Origin of the sequence: Synechococcus sp. UW179A (genome assembly GCF_900473965.1) — a bacterium.
In the GTDB taxonomy this organism is placed as follows: Bacteria; Cyanobacteriota; Cyanobacteriia; order PCC-6307; family Cyanobiaceae; genus Synechococcus_C.
Genome location: NZ_UCNJ01000025.1, coordinates 190,205 through 205,578 on the forward strand (window position 1 = coordinate 190,205; position 15,374 = coordinate 205,578).

General features: G+C 53.3%; 14 protein-coding genes. 5 read left to right on the forward strand and 9 right to left on the reverse strand.

The annotated features are described in order from the left end of the window. Positions 1-8: 8 nt before the first annotated feature. Positions 9-1,088 (reverse strand): hypothetical protein, encoded by a 1,080-nt coding sequence (locus tag DXY31_RS12720; RefSeq protein ID WP_114994102.1) that lies wholly within the window; start codon positions 1,086-1,088, stop codon positions 9-11. 143 nt (positions 1,089-1,231) lie between these two features. Here DXY31_RS12720 and DXY31_RS12725 point away from each other — a divergent pair, with 143 nt between their 5' ends. Beyond that, on the forward strand, positions 1,232-2,245 hold the full coding sequence (locus DXY31_RS12725; RefSeq protein ID WP_114994103.1) for a neuromedin U: 1,014 nt from the start codon (positions 1,232-1,234) through the stop codon (positions 2,243-2,245). 166 nt (positions 2,246-2,411) lie between these two features. After that, the gene (locus DXY31_RS12730) at positions 2,412-3,260 is read left to right on the forward strand and encodes a formylglycine-generating enzyme family protein (protein WP_170953693.1); all 849 of its coding nucleotides are present in this window, start codon (positions 2,412-2,414) and stop codon (positions 3,258-3,260) included. Here the strand turns inward: DXY31_RS12730 and DXY31_RS12735 are convergent. Beyond that, complete coding sequence (locus DXY31_RS12735; protein ID WP_114994230.1) at positions 3,252-3,620, reverse strand: hypothetical protein; 369 nt, start codon at positions 3,618-3,620, stop codon at positions 3,252-3,254. The genes DXY31_RS12730 and DXY31_RS12735 overlap by 9 nt on opposite strands. A 323-nt stretch (positions 3,621-3,943) precedes the next feature. Between DXY31_RS12735 and DXY31_RS12740 the strand changes: the two genes are divergently transcribed. Further along, positions 3,944-6,349 carry an arylsulfatase gene (locus DXY31_RS12740; protein WP_244279758.1) on the forward strand — a complete coding sequence of 802 codons (2,406 nt, stop codon included), beginning with the start codon at positions 3,944-3,946 and terminating at the stop codon, positions 6,347-6,349. 374 nt (positions 6,350-6,723) lie between these two features. Here the strand turns inward: DXY31_RS12740 and DXY31_RS12750 are convergent, their stop codons facing one another. Genes DXY31_RS12750 through DXY31_RS12760 form a run of 3 tightly spaced genes read right to left on the reverse strand, consistent with a single transcriptional unit; the run spans position 6,724 to position 8,640 of the window. Then, positions 6,724-7,332 carry a hypothetical protein gene (locus DXY31_RS12750; protein WP_114994106.1) on the reverse strand — a complete coding sequence of 203 codons (609 nt, stop codon included), beginning with the start codon at positions 7,330-7,332 and terminating at the stop codon, positions 6,724-6,726. 9 nt (positions 7,333-7,341) lie between these two features. Then, the gene (locus DXY31_RS12755) at positions 7,342-8,214 is read right to left on the reverse strand and encodes a bile acid:sodium symporter family protein (RefSeq protein ID WP_114994107.1); all 873 of its coding nucleotides are present in this window, start codon (positions 8,212-8,214) and stop codon (positions 7,342-7,344) included. 45 nt (positions 8,215-8,259) lie between these two features. Then, positions 8,260-8,640, reverse strand: coding sequence for a YidH family protein (locus DXY31_RS12760; protein WP_114994108.1), 381 nt, complete (start codon positions 8,638-8,640; stop codon positions 8,260-8,262). A gap of 118 nt (positions 8,641-8,758) precedes the next feature. On the opposite strand from DXY31_RS12760, the gene DXY31_RS12765 reads away from it, so the two are divergent. Next, positions 8,759-9,163 carry a DUF1622 domain-containing protein gene (locus DXY31_RS12765; RefSeq protein WP_371639422.1) on the forward strand — a complete coding sequence of 135 codons (405 nt, stop codon included), beginning with the start codon at positions 8,759-8,761 and terminating at the stop codon, positions 9,161-9,163. A gap of 89 nt (positions 9,164-9,252) precedes the next feature. Here DXY31_RS12765 and DXY31_RS12770 read toward each other — a convergent pair whose 3' ends face one another. Continuing rightward, a complete protein-coding gene (locus tag DXY31_RS12770; protein ID WP_114994110.1) occupies positions 9,253-11,571 on the reverse strand; it encodes an arylsulfatase in 2,319 nt (772 codons plus the stop codon). 108 nt (positions 11,572-11,679) lie between these two features. Beyond that, positions 11,680-12,699, reverse strand: a complete 1,020-nt coding sequence (locus DXY31_RS12775) for a helix-turn-helix domain-containing protein (protein ID WP_114994111.1) — start codon at positions 12,697-12,699, stop codon at positions 11,680-11,682. Between the two features lie 77 nt (positions 12,700-12,776). On the opposite strand from DXY31_RS12775, the gene DXY31_RS12780 reads away from it, so the two are divergent. Next, complete coding sequence (locus DXY31_RS12780; protein ID WP_114994112.1) at positions 12,777-13,859, forward strand: sulfotransferase; 1,083 nt, start codon at positions 12,777-12,779, stop codon at positions 13,857-13,859. 3 nt (positions 13,860-13,862) lie between these two features. Here DXY31_RS12780 and DXY31_RS12785 read toward each other — a convergent pair whose 3' ends face one another. Next, the gene (locus DXY31_RS12785; protein ID WP_114994113.1) at positions 13,863-14,870 is read right to left on the reverse strand and encodes a hypothetical protein; all 1,008 of its coding nucleotides are present in this window, start codon (positions 14,868-14,870) and stop codon (positions 13,863-13,865) included. After that, entirely contained in the window at positions 14,867-15,364 is a 498-nt protein-coding gene (locus DXY31_RS12790; protein WP_114994231.1) for a hypothetical protein, read from the reverse strand. The genes DXY31_RS12785 and DXY31_RS12790 overlap by 4 nt, the downstream gene beginning before the upstream one ends. Between the last annotated feature and the right edge of the window lie 10 nt (positions 15,365-15,374).

Genomic DNA, 15,374 nt, shown 5'->3' on the forward strand with positions numbered 1-15,374 from the left:
AACGACAATCAATCAAACAGCCAGCGCAGGCCTAGGTTAACTCCGCTCTGATAGGAACTGTAGCCATTATTTTCTCTACCTCCTTCAAAATAAGCAATTCCAAAGTATTTATAGGAAAGTGAAATTTGTGCAGAATTTCCAAGTGCATAAGCAATCCCGGCCTGGGCTGTTCCACTAAGATCCTCACTGCCACTGAGTCCAAACCCGCCTGCATCGAGATAAGCGAAAGCTTGCCAATCTTCGCTGATTGCGTAAGTGCCAAACATTCCCACCATTGGCTGTACCCAAGTGTTGCCCCAGCTCACATTTGACGATTTTTCGAGTTCTCTAGAGTTTGATTTATTGACTCTGACTCCTTCAACAGTTACATCTGACTTGCCTTTGATATTAAAATCTGTCGATAGATTTGCATCAATAAATCTTGCGCCCACTAAACCCAGGAAGCTTGTGCTGCCTTTTTTCATGCGTGGTTTTTGGATTGCACCAGCTCGGTACCGCATCGCAAGGTCAAAAATTGTTTGACTGGCATCAACGTCAACGTCTAAATCTCCTTGAATACGAATAGTGCTTTTTCGAAGTGGTGAAGCAATGCCTAGCTTGTTTCGTAACGGGTTTTGTGTTTCTAAAAAGGATGATCTTGAAGTGGATGAAGATATGGTTGCATAATTGATTGCAGCTAAAACTCCCAATCGACCGTATTCAAATTGAGCTTTTAAAGTCAACGCTTCATCGATTGACTTGATCACATCCGAAAGGGGAAGGTCTACCTTTGTTGTGTTGCCATCAATTGTTGATGTGCTGCGTGTTATTGGAGGTAAGAAAGCGTAAAGGTCGAGATAAACACGCCAACTGTCTTCTTCGTCTTCTTGCTGCGAGGCGTCAGTTGCTTCTTCGCTGGCCTGACTAAGCACAAGGGGCGTCATCAGGCCAGGCTTGCTTTCAGCGACTACGTCGCTGGGAGTCATCTTTTGGTTGACGTCAGATGTGCTGGATTCAGCTGTGATCACGTCTTCTGATGGTTTTGCAACTGCCTCAGCGCAAAGTGTGCTCAGTGTTGCGATGAGAGCTAGGGGCAGGAGGCGTGTCACGGAGCCGGATGAAGAATGGCTGAAACGTAGGTGGCGTACGCCCTTGATGCATGTAAATCTGATCCCATTCGTGCTGAATTTTGTTGAGTGGGCTTGGCTTTTCCTCTAAATGCAATAAAAAGCATACGTTTTGCACTTTTTCGATGGCTGCGCGTTCTTTGAAATGTATCGGACCTGCGTGGCTGCTTGCATTTGCTGCTCTTTTAGTCCCTTCAACTGTTGAAGCTCAGGAACAGTCTCGATTCCTGGTTGATGAGGCAGTTGAATTTGATTTCACCCCTCTGGTGTTGGGTGAGCTTGAAATTGCACAGGCCCCATCAGACTCACAAGAGCCTGGTACCGATAATCAACCGGTTACGGTGACTCCTGGGGAGTCAGCTTCTGCTGAGGACGCCTCGTTGGCCAAGGCGGCACAGAATCCGATCGCCAGTTTGATCAGTCTGCCCATTCAATGGAACAGCACTCCCGGTAGCCAATGGGCTCCGAATTTGCTTGATCCGAGTGCCAAGCACAATCAGACTCAGAATGTTGTCAATGTGCAGCCCGTTGTTCCCTTCAAGGTGAGCGATGGGCTGACATTGGTCACCCGAACGATCGTTCCTTTCATCTCTCAGCCATGGGCACGTGGAACCAATATCCAGGCCATGGGTGATATCAATCCTTCGGTCTTTTTCGTACCGACTCTGAAGGGGAACTTCACTGTCGGGGTGGGACCAACCCTGATTATCCCCTCGGCGACCGACTCCAGGCTGGCGTCGGGTCGTTGGAGTGCAGGTCCTACGGGTGTTTTGGTTTATAGCAAAGGTAAAATTGTTGCCGGTGGTTTGATTAATAATGTTTGGTCATTTGCCGGAGGAGGTAGAAGCGATGTCAATAAGATGTTGATTCAGCCTTTCCTGAATTACAACTTGCCGAAAGGTTGGTATCTCACCAGTTCGCCAATTATTACCGCCAATTGGATGAATGAAGATAATAAAGGTTGGATGGTTCCTATTGGTGCTGGCGTGGGCCGTGTTTTTAAACTCGGCACTCAGCCTATCAATACCTCGCTCAGTGCTTATTACAATCTTGTCAAGCCTGAGATTGCTGGTGAAACCCTCGCCGGAGACTGGACCTTCCGGCTTCAAGCACAATTCCTATTCCCAACTGGTGGTTGAATTTACCTGAATATTTGACTGTTCGATCACTAGGCATCTTGTTGGAGTCATAGTGACTCAAGCAGGGTGCTTTTCTTTTGAAGAGGATTTAAGTCTGCTCACAAAATGTGATTTTTGCTGCTCTCTGATCTTTGCCTCAATACCCTGATTTCATTGATTGACTGACATGACTGACCAGCGCGATCAAATGATCACGATCCCTGCGGGTGAATATGCGATTGGATCTGATTCTTTTTATCCGGAGGAGGCCCCGGTTCGTTCAATCGAGATCCGCTCATTCTTGATCGATGTTGCTCCGGTGACCAACGCCGAGTTTGCGCGTTTCGTGTCGGAGACCGGCTACGTCACTGTCTCGGAAAAGCCACCCGATCCGGTGCTGTATCCGAATCTTCCGCCGGATCAGCAGAATCCGGAATCGGCAGTGTTCATTCCGCCGCCACCATCTGTTGATCGCAATCAACCGATGTCGTGGTGGGCCTTGATTGAAGGCGCCGATTGGCGCCACCCCCAGGGCCCTGATACAGGTATTGACCACCTGATGGATCACCCCGTGGTGCATCTCGCCTACGACGATGTGCTGGCCTATGCCCATTGGGCCGGCAAACGTTTGCCCACCGCTGAAGAGTGGGAGGTTGCTGCTAGAGGTGGTCTGGTGCAGCAGAGCTACTCCTGGGGTGAAGAGATGATGCCAGATGGTCAGTGGCTGGCCAATGTCTGGCAGGGTCCGTTCCCCTGGACGAATGAGCAGACGGATGGGTGGTTCTGGACGTCCCCGGTGGGCTCATTCCCACCTAACGGCTACGGACTGGTCGACATGTGCGGCAATGTGTGGGAGTGGACTTCCACACTGTTCCCAGTACCCAAGGGTGAACAGGAGAGACGAATCATCAAAGGTGGATCCTTTCTCTGTGCTGAAAACTATTGCCATCGTTTTAGGCCGGCGGCATTGATGGGGCAGACCACCGATACGGCCACCTGTCATATGGGTTTCCGATGTGCAACCGATTCAGCCTGAGGAATTGGCCAGCTGGTCGCGAATCATCAATAGGCCAAGAACCACGTGAATGAGAGCACCGGCCCAGACCGCTGCCCCGCCCGATAGTTCCTGTGAGCCCAGGATGATGAGAAGCACTGCGGCGCTGCAGTTGTAAACCAACAGTCCACGTTTTGCTGGTAACGGACAGGGGGATCCCCAGCAGGCCACGCCCAGTCCGATCAGCGCCAGGCCGTACAAACGTGTCAGTTGTTCGCCAGCATCGCTTGCTGGCGAGCTGAATAGCTGTTGCATCACGATGGCTGGTAGTAACAGGAGAGTGACTCCCGTGATCAGTTCAATCGCGCTGGCCAGGCGGTAGAGCGTGGAACGAACAGGCAAGGCGTCTTCCTCAGCCAATGGTTTGCAGGAAAGCTAGGCAACCCTCGTTCGGCCAGCCGCAGATGGCTGATGGTCTGCGACATCAGCGACTCCGCTCGGTCTGTTGGTCCCAATTGTGCAGATCTGTGCTGCGACTAATTCGCCACCCCAAACCCGCAGCTAGCAGAGGGTGTTGAGGTTGTTGTCATGTTCTTTTGTGAGTCACGCCTATGTAGAGGCTCCTCAAGCCGTCAGTGCACGCTGAGTTGAATGTGAGGCATTCATTGGCCTCTACGCCTGTTCACTTTTTCATTCGCTTTTTCCGCATGCTTGATCAAGTCAAAGTGTCCAAGCTGATCCGCCACCTAGCTGTGGGTAGTGGATTGCTGTTGCTCTCTGGCCTTTCCACCTCCTGCACGGATCAGAAGCAGGCGTTAGGCGGAAACCTGGATCGCACGAATTTACCGATTGCTGAGCCAAAACCTGAAAAGGTCACCAAAGTGCTGCCGGCCGATGTGCCCATGCCCAAGCAATGGGAGGTCGCGGCACCAGCCGATGCCCCCAATGTGGTGATCATCCTTCTTGATGATGTGGGTTTCGCTGCACCCTCCGCCTTCGGCGGTGCGGTGAACATGCCGACGGCGGAAAAGCTGGCTGATAATGGTTTGCGCTACAACAAATTCCACACCACTGCCCTCTGTGCGCCGACCAGGGCGGCTTTGAAATCCGGACGCAATCACCACAAGGTGAATATGGGGTCGATCCCAGAGATCGCAACTGGTTATGCGGGTAATTCCACCGTGGTTCCCGACTATGCCCAGCCGGTTGCCGAGATTCTGAGATTGAACGGCTACAACACCGGTGCCTTTGGCAAGTGGCATGAAACGCCTGGTCGTGAGACTACGGCAGCCGGCCCTCAGACCCGTTGGCCAACGCGGCAGGGATTCGAGAAGTTCTACGGCTTTGTTGGGGCCGAAGACAACATGTGGGATCCAACGATCCACGATGGTGTCACCGTTGTGGATGCACCGAAAAAAGATGGGTATCACTTCACCGAAGACATGACCGATCAGGCGATTGGTTGGATGCGGCAGCAGAAATCCATTAAGCCTGATAAGCCGTTCTTTATCTATTACTCATCCGCTGGTTCCCACTCCCCTCACCATGTGAGCAAGGAATGGATTGCTAAATACAAAGGTAAGTTCGACGAAGGCTGGGATGTTCTTCGAGAGCGCAATCTTCAGAATCAGATCAAGGCAGGGATTGTTCCTGAGGGCACTCAGATGGCTGAAGCGCCAGACAGTATTCCCAAATGGGACAGCCTCACGCCACAACAGAAAAAAATCTATGCGCGTCAGGCCGAGGTTTTTGCTGCCTTCACGGAGTATTCTGATTATGAAGCCGGTCGTTTGATCCAGGCGATCGACGATCTTGGTGAGCTTGATAACACATTGGTGATCTATATCACCGGAGACAACGGCGCCAGTGTTGAAGGGGATAGGACTGGTCAGTGGAATTGGAACCACTACCTCAATGGAGTTGAAGAAACGCCTGACGAACAGGAGGCCAAGCTTGATGAGTGGGGCGGGCCTACCACCTATCCCATGTATCACATGGGCTGGGCGATCGCCTTCAACTCACCCTTTGCTCTCTCCAAGCAAGTGGCCGGTGATTTCGGTGGAACACGCAACGGTACGGTGATTCATTGGCCGAAACGCATTAAACAAGGTGGTGGTCTACGCACACAGTTTTCGCACGTAAATGATGTGGCCCCAACAATTCTTGAGGCGGCCAATCTGCCGATGCCCAACACAATTAATGGCATTGATCAGATTCCAATGCAAGGAACCAGTCTGATGTATACCTTTGATGCTCCTGATGCCAAAGAAAAGCACAATACGCAGTATTTTGAGGTTATTGGCAACCGAGGCATCTACCACAACGGTTGGATGGCGCGAACCACAGTGATGTATCCCTGGATGGCGCCGGAAAGAATGAATCCAGTTGCCGACGATAGTGGTTGGCAACTTTATGACACCACCAAGGATTTCAGCCTCTCGAATGATCTCGCTGATCAGGAGCCGGAACGCCTTGTGGCCATGAAGAAGAAGTTCATCGAAGAGGCCACTGCAAATCAGGTGTTGCCGCTTGATGATCGTCTTCTCGAGCGTCTAGTACCTTCTGTTGCCGGTCGGCCGACACTTTTGGGTGATCGGACGTCCATGGATTTGTATCCCTATGCCTGGAACATGGTCGAGGATTCGATCCTTAATGTGAAGAATACCTCCAGCAGCATTACGGCTCAGTTGGACATCAAGCCTGGCCAGAAGGAGAGTGGCGTGATCTTCTCCCAGGGCGGTCGCTTTGGTGGCTGGTCTCTCTATGTGGAGAATAATGTGCCTGCCTACACCTACAACTATATGGGTAAGCCTTACACCTTTACCAGTAATGAGCCATTGCCAATTGGTCAGTCTGAACTTCGCTTTGAGATCGACTACGACGGTGGCGGTGTTGGCAAAGGCGCCGATGTGCGGATGAAGATCAACGATAAAGTTGTTGCCCTTGGTCGACTTGACAAGACCATCGCATCACGTTTCTCCATTGATGAAGGTGCTGATGTTGGTCTTGATCGTGGTTCGGCGGTCACCGTCAAGAACATCGGACCCCAGCGTTACAGCGCCTATGGCGGACAGATTGACAAGGTCACGCTTGAGATCTATCCCAAGGAGACTGATGCCAAGAAGATCTGATTGAGTCGATCATCAGCTGTTGGATGGTGATGTTGTTCCTCTGAGCAGTATCACCATTTTTTATGAGTTGTGAGTGTATGAATTGTGATTTGCAGCGTTGGCTTGTTGTCATGAATGAGAGGGCTGTGGTGTCTGTGCAATCTCTCTTTTGGTGGCCGTCTGCTCTGGTCAAGCAAAGTGTTGCTGATCAGCTGCTTCGGATTACTGATCCGATGTTTCAGCGATTGGTTCTCTTGGCACTATGCGTTTCAGCTGTGCCGGGGTACAGAACAACGTTGGATCTGTATCGAAGGGCCTTTAAAAGCATCCAGCTCTTCATCAAGTATGTCTCAAAGATCCACGCAGCATCATGGTCTTGATGGCTTGTGGTGGGATCAATGCGGTTGATTGCGTTGGTAAGTTTTCAAGCGATGGCTGATCCAGCCAGGCCCAACCAGGCCGAGAATGATGATGGTGAGTGTTGTGGTGAGACGACTGGAGAGAGTTCTTGCTTCTTCCAGTCCGTTGAACACAAACGCAATGGCGACCAGAACACCGAAGACTCCTGTGAACGTTCCACTGAGGGACCTGAGCAGGTCACCGATCGAGCGGCCCTCAACAGCATCAGGGTCGATGCCGACATGGCGACCGGCCAGAACACCTGTGATGCCCAGAATCACGATCAGAGCTAGTCGCTCCCAGGCTGAGTAGGCAGATCCAGTTTCGCCGGCTCGCTGCATCACATACACCATCGAGGATGCTGTTCCTAGGAAGCTGCCGGAGCAAAGCCCGATGCTGCCCCACCACTGCGCTGGTGTTTTCAGGCGATTGCGCAGCCTGCTCAGCAGGATCAAGAAGATGCAGCTGACCGTGACATCTGCGAGCAGCGGCAGACTCAGATTGATGGCGTAGCCAACCCCGGCGCCGAGCAGCAAAGCAGCCATATCGGCTCCCTTGCGAGGGTTCTGTTTCAGCAGCAGCTTCGGATCTGATGGGGTTTTCATGGACTCGCTCTAAGCGTCTCCTGTGATCTGATCCTGGTTTGCATTGGCTTGACGCCATTTCATGAACGGTGCCGTACCCACGGCCGTCACGACGACGTACCCAACCACAGCCGCTTTGATGTCAATTGCGTTAGGAGCCATGCCTTGAATGATGAGCAGGGCAAGGCCTGGATTTCGCATAGACAGCACCAAAGGAAGTGTGCTGCGTTCATCGTGGTCGTTTCCTGCAACGACATATCCAAGCCCAATGCCGACCCAGGTGAGGATGAACATCAGTAAGGCTCCTCTGAGGTTGCCGATCAACATCGGCGTCACTTTCGGCAATGCCACGAACAGGATCAGGGCCAGCAGCACCAGTAAGAGGATGCTTGCGCCTTTCTGAATCACCGGATTCCAGCGTTCAGCCCACTCCTTACACCAACGCCGCAATGACACGCCCACAAGCAACGGAATCAGTTGCACGGTGAAGACCTGGAAGGCGACGTCTCTGGCGGACACGCTCCAGATCGTCTCCCCCGATTCCAACGGCAGCTGAGTGACCCACAGCGGCACACTGATAATGGCTGCACAGGCTGACCAGAACTGCAACCTTGTTGCCAGTTGAGGGTTTTCCGCCAGCTTCCTGCTCTTCAGAGCGATCATCGGCGCGCTGGGACAGATTGCCATCAGCATCACCGCTGTAGTGATGGCAGGAGACAGACCTTGTCCGAGTGGGGTCCGCAGCAGCAGCAAAGCCGCCAGTGGCAGGACCACGCAGGTTGCCAATAACACGCGCACGATCAGTGCTGGTCTGTGTTTCAGCAAGTCGAACTGCAGGCTGGGCAGATTCAGGCCCAGAGACACCATGATGAAAAACAGGGCCAGTGAGATCAGCAGTGACATGGAAAGAGAGAGAGATTTGACGGTGACGCGGGAGAAGCCGTCGGCTCAGATAAACCCAGCGAGGAGTAAGAAAAATGCAATTACCCCGATCACTAGCACAGCGGTTGCTGTAGCAATCGAAAGCGATGGCTCATCGCGGTAGAGGTATGGGTCATTGCGCAAGCGGACCAATTCACGTTTGTGCTGCCTCATGGCAATCAGCAACGTGAAAATGCCAACCCCGATGAATCCCATCGACATCAGTTGCACACCCATGTCGTTGCTGGAGTTGGCTTCGCCTCCTGCATCGCGAATGGCGCTGATGATTTTGTCGAGACCGAATCCAAAACTGATCAGAGCCAGGGCTGTGCGAATCCAGGCCAGGGTTGTGCGCTCAGCTGCGGCGCGATTTCGGGTTTTGGCCAGCTCCGTATTGGTATTGCTCATCCGTGTGGGAAGGGCTGACCGCTGTCGACAGGGTAGAAATTGCCGTGATTGACGTCAGCCTGAACTGCTCCCGATTGTGCTGGATTGCAGCGTTTTGCGATTCACCAACTGTTGATCGTTGTCTTTGCCATTCACAATCACCCCAAACGGCAAGCAATTATTGATGGAATGGGCTGAACATCTTCTGACGCATTCAGCCGAAGCATTGCGCTTGATCCTTGAGTGCCTGTCGGTGCTTTCTGTTGGGGTTGGTTTGATTGCGGTGTTCAGTCGCGGCGGGCCGCTGCGCTTACGGGCCATTCCACCTCATCTCATGCAACGGGGACCGCTCACCGCAGCACGCCTGACCTTCGGTGGATGGGTGGCTCTTGCGCTGGAGTTTCAGCTTGGCGCCGATGTGGTGCAGACCACAATCAGCCGCGAAGCATCGGCATTGATTCAGCTGGGAGCTGTGGCATTAGTGCGTACATTCCTGAATTACTTTTTAAGCCTGGAGCTCAAAGAAAAAGAGCAGACTCCTTGATGAAGTCTGCTCTGAATCAGGAATTCGGTTGAAATATCTTAATCAAATTGTCTTGGATTGTTCTCCCTGCCAATACAGGATTAGCTGACTTATTTGAGATACTCAACCTGCATGGTGTGGATTGTTCCGTTGAACTTAAACGGTGCACGCTCCCGGTAGTCCAGGGAAACCGGGGATCCGAGAGCCTGACCAACATCAAGACAGTCATTGGCGGTGAATAGCAGTGCTGCCGGTCTGGGCACAATGCCCTCGAGGAGTCTGTTGCCATTGAGGGTGCACTTGATTGACAGCGGACCCCTTGGATTGTCGTCGGTGTGTTGGGTCACGATTTCCAGTTTGTGGCGACCGGCCGGCAGCGGCTGAGCGGAGCTCAGCTTGGTGCGTTCGATCAGGAACAAGTTGTATTCATAGGTGAGAATTCCTTCATCCATGAATGCGGTGAGACCGCCTGAATTGGCACCCAGCTTGTAGAGCACACCACTGGCATGCTCAGGTGTTTCCATGTCAAGGACCACCCTGTTGTTAAGAGCTCCGAGTCGTGGTGCGCAGCCCTCTGGAATTCTGGTAATCGTGCCTGGTAATACCCAGGACGTTGCAACGGGGGCTACCTTCATCTCGGGGTGGAAGATTGTCGTCCAAAGTCCACCGCCAATCGGTAGATTCTTGTATTTGGCCGATTCCACCAAGAACAGATTTTTGAGCGCCTGCAGTTTCTCGGGATGTTGATCCGCGATATTCCTGCTCTGGCTCCAGTCTTCCTCTAAATTGTAAAGCTCCCATTCGTCAGTGTTCGGCGACCAGGTGAGGATGTCGGGGTCGACACCCTTCACCCAGGGCAGGCGAGGTCCTACGGCGCCTGCCATCCATCCTTCGTGGTAAATGGATCGTGATCCAAAGATGTCGAAGAACTGGGTTGTTAGTTGACCCGGTGCATCAGGAGCATTGAACGCATAGGCAAAGCTGGTGCCGTGAATCGGATCTTGCGTGACGCCATTCACTGTCTTGGGTGGCGTGATTCCCACCAGCTCGTAGATCGTTGGCACCAGATCGTTGCAGTGGTGGAACTGCGACCGCGGTTTGGGATCTGGCTTGATGCCCTTCGGCCATTTGATCGCCATCGGATTACGAGTGCCGCCGAGGTATGACCCCATCAGTTTCAGGCCTTGGTAAGGCGTGCTGCCGGCCCAGGCCCAGCCTGCGTGATACATATTGTCGACCAGCGGGGAGCCAAGGGCATCCAGTCCTCCGAGTTCATCGAGCACTTTGATGTGCTCATCGATCTCTGTGCCAATCGAGTTCTGTGCAAGTAGCTCTGAGATGGTGCCATCTTGCCCCTCGCCTGAGGAGCCGTTGTCTCCCCAGATGTAGACCACCAGCGTGTTTTCCTCGTATCCAAGCCGTTCAACCTCAGACAGGATGCGACCAACCTGATGATCAGTGTGTTCGCCAAAGCCTGCCAGCACTTCCATCAGACGCGACTGGAAGGGTTTCTGGTGATCAGGAATGGAGTCCCAGGCCGCCATCCGTGGATGGCGAGGTGTGAGCTGTGCATTTTCCGGAATCCAGCCTTTAGCTTTGGCATTCTTGAAGGCACGCTCGCGATAGGCATCCCAGCCATCGTCGAATTTGCCTTTGTACTTATCCGCCCACTCCTTATTGACATGGTGGGGACCATGCAGGGCTCCGGAGGCCCAATACATGTAGAAGGGCTTGTCGGGGCGGAGAGCTTTATGCGTTTGCAGCCAGTTGATCGCGTCGTTGGCCAGGTCTTCGCTGATGTGATATCCCTCCTCTGGGGTGCTTGGTGGCATCACCACCGTGGTATTACGCACCAGATGCGGTTCATATTGGGAGGCCTCACCTGCCAGGAAACCGTAGAAGTATTCAAAGCCGAGTCCGGTTGGCCAGTTTTCGAAAGGACCCGCAGCAGTGATTTCAGTGGCTGGTGTGTTGTGCCACTTACCCCATGCAGCTGTGGCGTAGCCGTAGTTGCGTAGAACATCGGCCTGCATTGCACAGCTTTTTGGAATCTTGCCTGAATAGCCGTCCCAGTCGTTCGTTAATTCAGTGATCTGGCCGTTGCCCACGAAGGTGTGGTTGCGACCGGTCAATAGGGAGGCGCGTGTTGGTGAACACATCGCTGTAGTGTGGAAGCGATTGAAGCCAACGCCGGCGTCTTTGACCGCCTGAAGCGTGGGCGTGTGAACATCTCCTCCTAGGCAATCCGGTAGTGCGGGGCCGGCGTCATCAATTAGCACCACCAGGATATTGGGTGCATCGTCTGGAAGGTACTTGGGATCAGGCAGTGGGCTGTACGTCGACTCCTGCATCGTCGTTCCAGCCTTGCTTCCCGACGGTTTGGCGGGAAACGGCAGGATCGAACCATCAACGGGTTGGCTAGTGCTCATGGAGAGAGGGGTGCAGTATCGATGCCATCCCTTTGTTGATAGCGGCCTGATTGTTGCCTGCCTCTGGTTGGCTGGTCAGGTGTGCACAAACGGGACCTGAAACAACTGCTACTGGTTCGCTGATTTCAACCAGGTTTCACTGGGGCTTTCGGCAAAAACTTGCTGATAGGCTTTGGCGAAATGACCTCGACTTTGAAAACCGTAGTGTTGGGCAATCTCTGAGATCGTTCGAAATCTTTTGTCTGCGCGTGCATCTGGCGAACGCAGAATCCAATTCACTTGCTCGAGTCGCACCCGTTTCATCATCTCCATTGGCCCCATGCCGAATGATTCTTTAGTGCCTTGGATTAATGTGCGCCTTGATGCGAAAAGTGATTCGCTAATTTGGTCGAGATTATAGTCTTTATCTGTATTTTTGAAGCCCCAGGATACAAATTCTCTAACTAATCGTTGTCTTGGTGAAGGCGTATAGGATAAATATTTGGAGCTTATTTTGTTAGAAATTGCTTCCAAGAATGAGCCGTACAGATGATTTGTTGTTTGCCTGCGTTGCTGGGGTGTAAGTGGTTGGCACTCAAGAAAATGTTGAAACTTTTTTCGGAGCTGAGCATGCAGCAAAGGGTCGATTTGCAGCGCATTATTAGTTTCTAGTTGTTCGATGATGTCTTCGGAATCGCAGTGACCTAGGAATGCGTTGAAGCGACTTGTTGAAAGAATTGCCAGATAAATTGTGGAATTAGCTGAAAGTTGAAAATGCGATTCGATTTGCCCTTGGCGAAAGCCGTTAAGTGAATATCGTGCGATCGGAATATTGAAAAGCCGACACTCTTCTGCCAGGCCTGTGGCCTCCAGGCAGAAGCTCATGCAGTCGGGGCCCCTCTCACCATTCAGCAGCAAGTGCTGATTGGTTTGCAGCTCGATTAGAGCCATGCTGCCTAGGTTGGCGAGCCTGAAGCGCCCCTGCAGACGCCCCTGGCTGAGTTGAACCGCGTCAAAGGTTTTGCCAATCAGCTTGAACAGTTGTTTGAGCTCGCTGGCGGAATGAAAGGGTAAATCCAGGCTCTGCTGAGGCTGAGCACCTCCAAGCTGATGGCTCTTGGCTCCAGTGCTGGCAATGATTGTGGCCACATCTTTGCAGAAGTCGATAGCAATTTATACCTTTTTCAGTGGTTAAACTGAAATTAGTGAACGTTCGTGTATGACCGATGCGTCGCGGCGTTGATCGACAAGTAGCCGGTGGCTGTATCACGCCCCGCACGCTGGCTGCAGCTCTGGTGATGACTCGACCTGCGCCGAATCGATTGTTTCGGGGTCTGCAGCTCGGCTTAGGCGGATTGTTGCTTTTTCCGTTCGCCTGGTTGCAGTCTGTGTTTTGGGGTCGTGCCCTGAAGCGTCTTGACTTACCTGATGATCCGGTCATCGTGATTGGCCACTGGCGCAGCGGTACCACCTATCTCCATCAGCTGATGGCTGCAGATCCTGGTGCGGCTACTGCCAGGAATGCACTTACGGTGGCTCCGCAGGTATCTCTGCTACTGAAGCCGTTGATCATCGCTGTTCTCAATCGCCTGATGACGGCAACACGTCCGATCGATGCTGTGCCCTGGAGTGCTCTGGATCCACAAGAGGACGAAATCGGACTGGCTCGTCTCACTATTGACACCAACATGGCTGGAGTGGCATTTCCTCAGGATTACCTCAGGCATTTTCATCGCTGTGTCCTCTCAACCACCCGAGACTTTCAGCGACAGCTGTTGCACTTTGTTCGTCTTACCTGGGCCCATGATGGGGAGGGAAAGCGACATTTGTTGATTAAAAATCCAACCCACACAGCACGGGTGACCTTTTTGTTGGATTTGTTCCCGAAAGCACGTTTTGTTTTGATGAAACGAGAGCCTGTTGATGCAGTCCGATCTTTGACGTTGGTGAAGCAGAAACTTGCCGATCTGGTCGGTCTGCAGCCGGCACCTGATCAGCAGCGGCAGGTCGAAGAAACGGCGATGGCCCATCGTTTGTTGTTGGAAGCCTTTGAATCCGCCCGTCCACAGATTCCCGCTGGTCAGCTGGTGGAGGTGAACTATGGCGAACTGGTGGACTCACCGATGAACACTGTTGAAAGGATTTACCGCGAACTTTCCATTGAAGGCTGGGATCAGGCTTGTGATGCTGTGCAAGCCAGGGTGGAACGTGCGCAGACCTATAACCCTTGCCAGGTGCTGTTGGAGCCCAAGGCGGAGAAGCGTCTGCAGGAGCTGATGGCACCTGCAAACGCCTCAACCACCGATTAGCCCTTACTGGCCAAAGGCCACCTGACAGGCGGCATTCAGCAGCTGGGCTTCGTTGCCGTTGTTGGGCGTTCCACCGTTGATGGTTCCTTGCCGGCAATCGGCATAGAACCTTGCTGTGGAGTTGCCGTCATCGGCCTCGAACGTCACCGTGTCGCCGGTGGCGGTGACGCTGGGGTAGTAGAGGGAGTACTCCGAGTCGGGCACAACGATGTAACTCACTTCGTTGCTCTGGGCTGTGTTGACCAGACTGTTGATCACTCCGAAGGTGGCCATGCTTGCCACGCCCCAGGCGGCTGCCCGGCCTGGGTACCAGCCCCAGTTGTTGTAATAGGAACCGCCGTACCAACCGCTGTTCCAAGGGCGGTTGTTGTACCAGTTGTTGCCGCTGTACCAACCGTTCCCGTAGCGATCCCAGTTGTTGACCGCTTTGCGCCGATTATCTGAGCGGGTATTGAACCGATCGTTGCGATTGTTCTGGCGTGTGTCGAAGCGATCGTTGCGATTGTTCTGCCGGTTTGAGCTGTTGTTCCGCACCTGACTTTGGCGATCGCTCCTGGTGTTCTGACGGTTGCTCTGGCGGTTCGTGCTGTTGGTGCGAGCTTGACCTTGGCGACTGCTTCGGGTGCCCTGCCGGTTGCTCTGACGACTTGCGCTGTTAGATCGGGCCTGACCTTGACGGTTGCTCCGCGTGGTCTGCCGGCTGCTCGAACGGCTACCTGAGCGACTGCCGCTGTAGTTGCTGAAGCCAGTGCGGGCACCACTTCTTGAACTGCTGCGTGAACTGCTTCTGGAGCTGCTGCGGGAACTGCTTCGAGAGCTTCCCCGTGAGCCGCCACGCGAACCACCGCCACCGCCGCGACGCTGGGCCAGCTGGATGCTCTCACTTGTGCTTGTGGTGGCTGCTGATTCAGTGCCGATGGCTGCTAGCCCAGCGGCTGGTTGCAGTGCCAGAACCAGGCCCAGCAGGCCAGCGAGACGATGTCTGGAGGATCGGCGAATATTGATTGTCATTGTCTGATTGCCTCCTTCAGTCGATCACAGCCGTTGTCGAAACACGCCACATCCACGCGGCCATTGGCAGCGAAGACCATTCCCACCTTGGTGCGGCCCTGCATGGCATCACCGCTGCCGACCAACACATCGGCGAGATACTTGGGATTTTTCACACAAAAGGCGTCGTTGTTGAAACAGAGCTCCTCAGTTCTGAAATCGATCGTGGCGTTCTTCACCGAGCTCCAAGGTGTCGTGTCGCTGGCTCGGCCTTCAATACGCACATAGGGATCGTCGATCACGCGATAACTCACGGTCTTGGATCCAAATTGGTGAACGTATTCAGTGGTGTCGTCGACATTGGATGCCACGACTTTGCAGGAGTAGGTTTGACCTGCGCTTCTGCAGGTGGTCTCCAGGCTGTAAAGCTCCTGGGCCACCGCTGCGGATGCGCTGAGGCTGCCGAGCAAGACCGTCAGGCCCGTCAGCACCCTGCAGCGAAAGAAGCTGTGCATGGGTGTAGGG

What these genes read in the sequence shown, in the direction of transcription:
- DXY31_RS12725 (WP_114994103.1), top strand. Translation starts at nt 1,232, where the DNA reads ATGGCTGCGCGTTCTTTGAAATGTATCGGACCTGCGTGGCTGCTTGCA.
- DXY31_RS12785 (WP_114994113.1), bottom strand. Translation starts at nt 14,870, where the DNA reads ATGACAATCAATATTCGCCGATCCTCCAGACATCGTCTCGCTGGCCTG.
- DXY31_RS12755 (WP_114994107.1), bottom strand. Translation starts at nt 8,214, where the DNA reads ATGTCACTGCTGATCTCACTGGCCCTGTTTTTCATCATGGTGTCTCTG.
- DXY31_RS12760 (WP_114994108.1), bottom strand. Translation starts at nt 8,640, where the DNA reads ATGAGCAATACCAATACGGAGCTGGCCAAAACCCGAAATCGCGCCGCA.
- DXY31_RS12780 (WP_114994112.1), top strand. Translation starts at nt 12,777, where the DNA reads ATGCGTCGCGGCGTTGATCGACAAGTAGCCGGTGGCTGTATCACGCCC.
- DXY31_RS12770 (WP_114994110.1), bottom strand. Translation starts at nt 11,571, where the DNA reads ATGAGCACTAGCCAACCCGTTGATGGTTCGATCCTGCCGTTTCCCGCC.
- DXY31_RS12790 (WP_114994231.1), bottom strand. Translation starts at nt 15,364, where the DNA reads ATGCACAGCTTCTTTCGCTGCAGGGTGCTGACGGGCCTGACGGTCTTG.
- DXY31_RS12750 (WP_114994106.1), bottom strand. Translation starts at nt 7,332, where the DNA reads ATGAAAACCCCATCAGATCCGAAGCTGCTGCTGAAACAGAACCCTCGC.
- DXY31_RS12730 (WP_170953693.1), top strand. Translation starts at nt 2,412, where the DNA reads ATGACTGACCAGCGCGATCAAATGATCACGATCCCTGCGGGTGAATAT.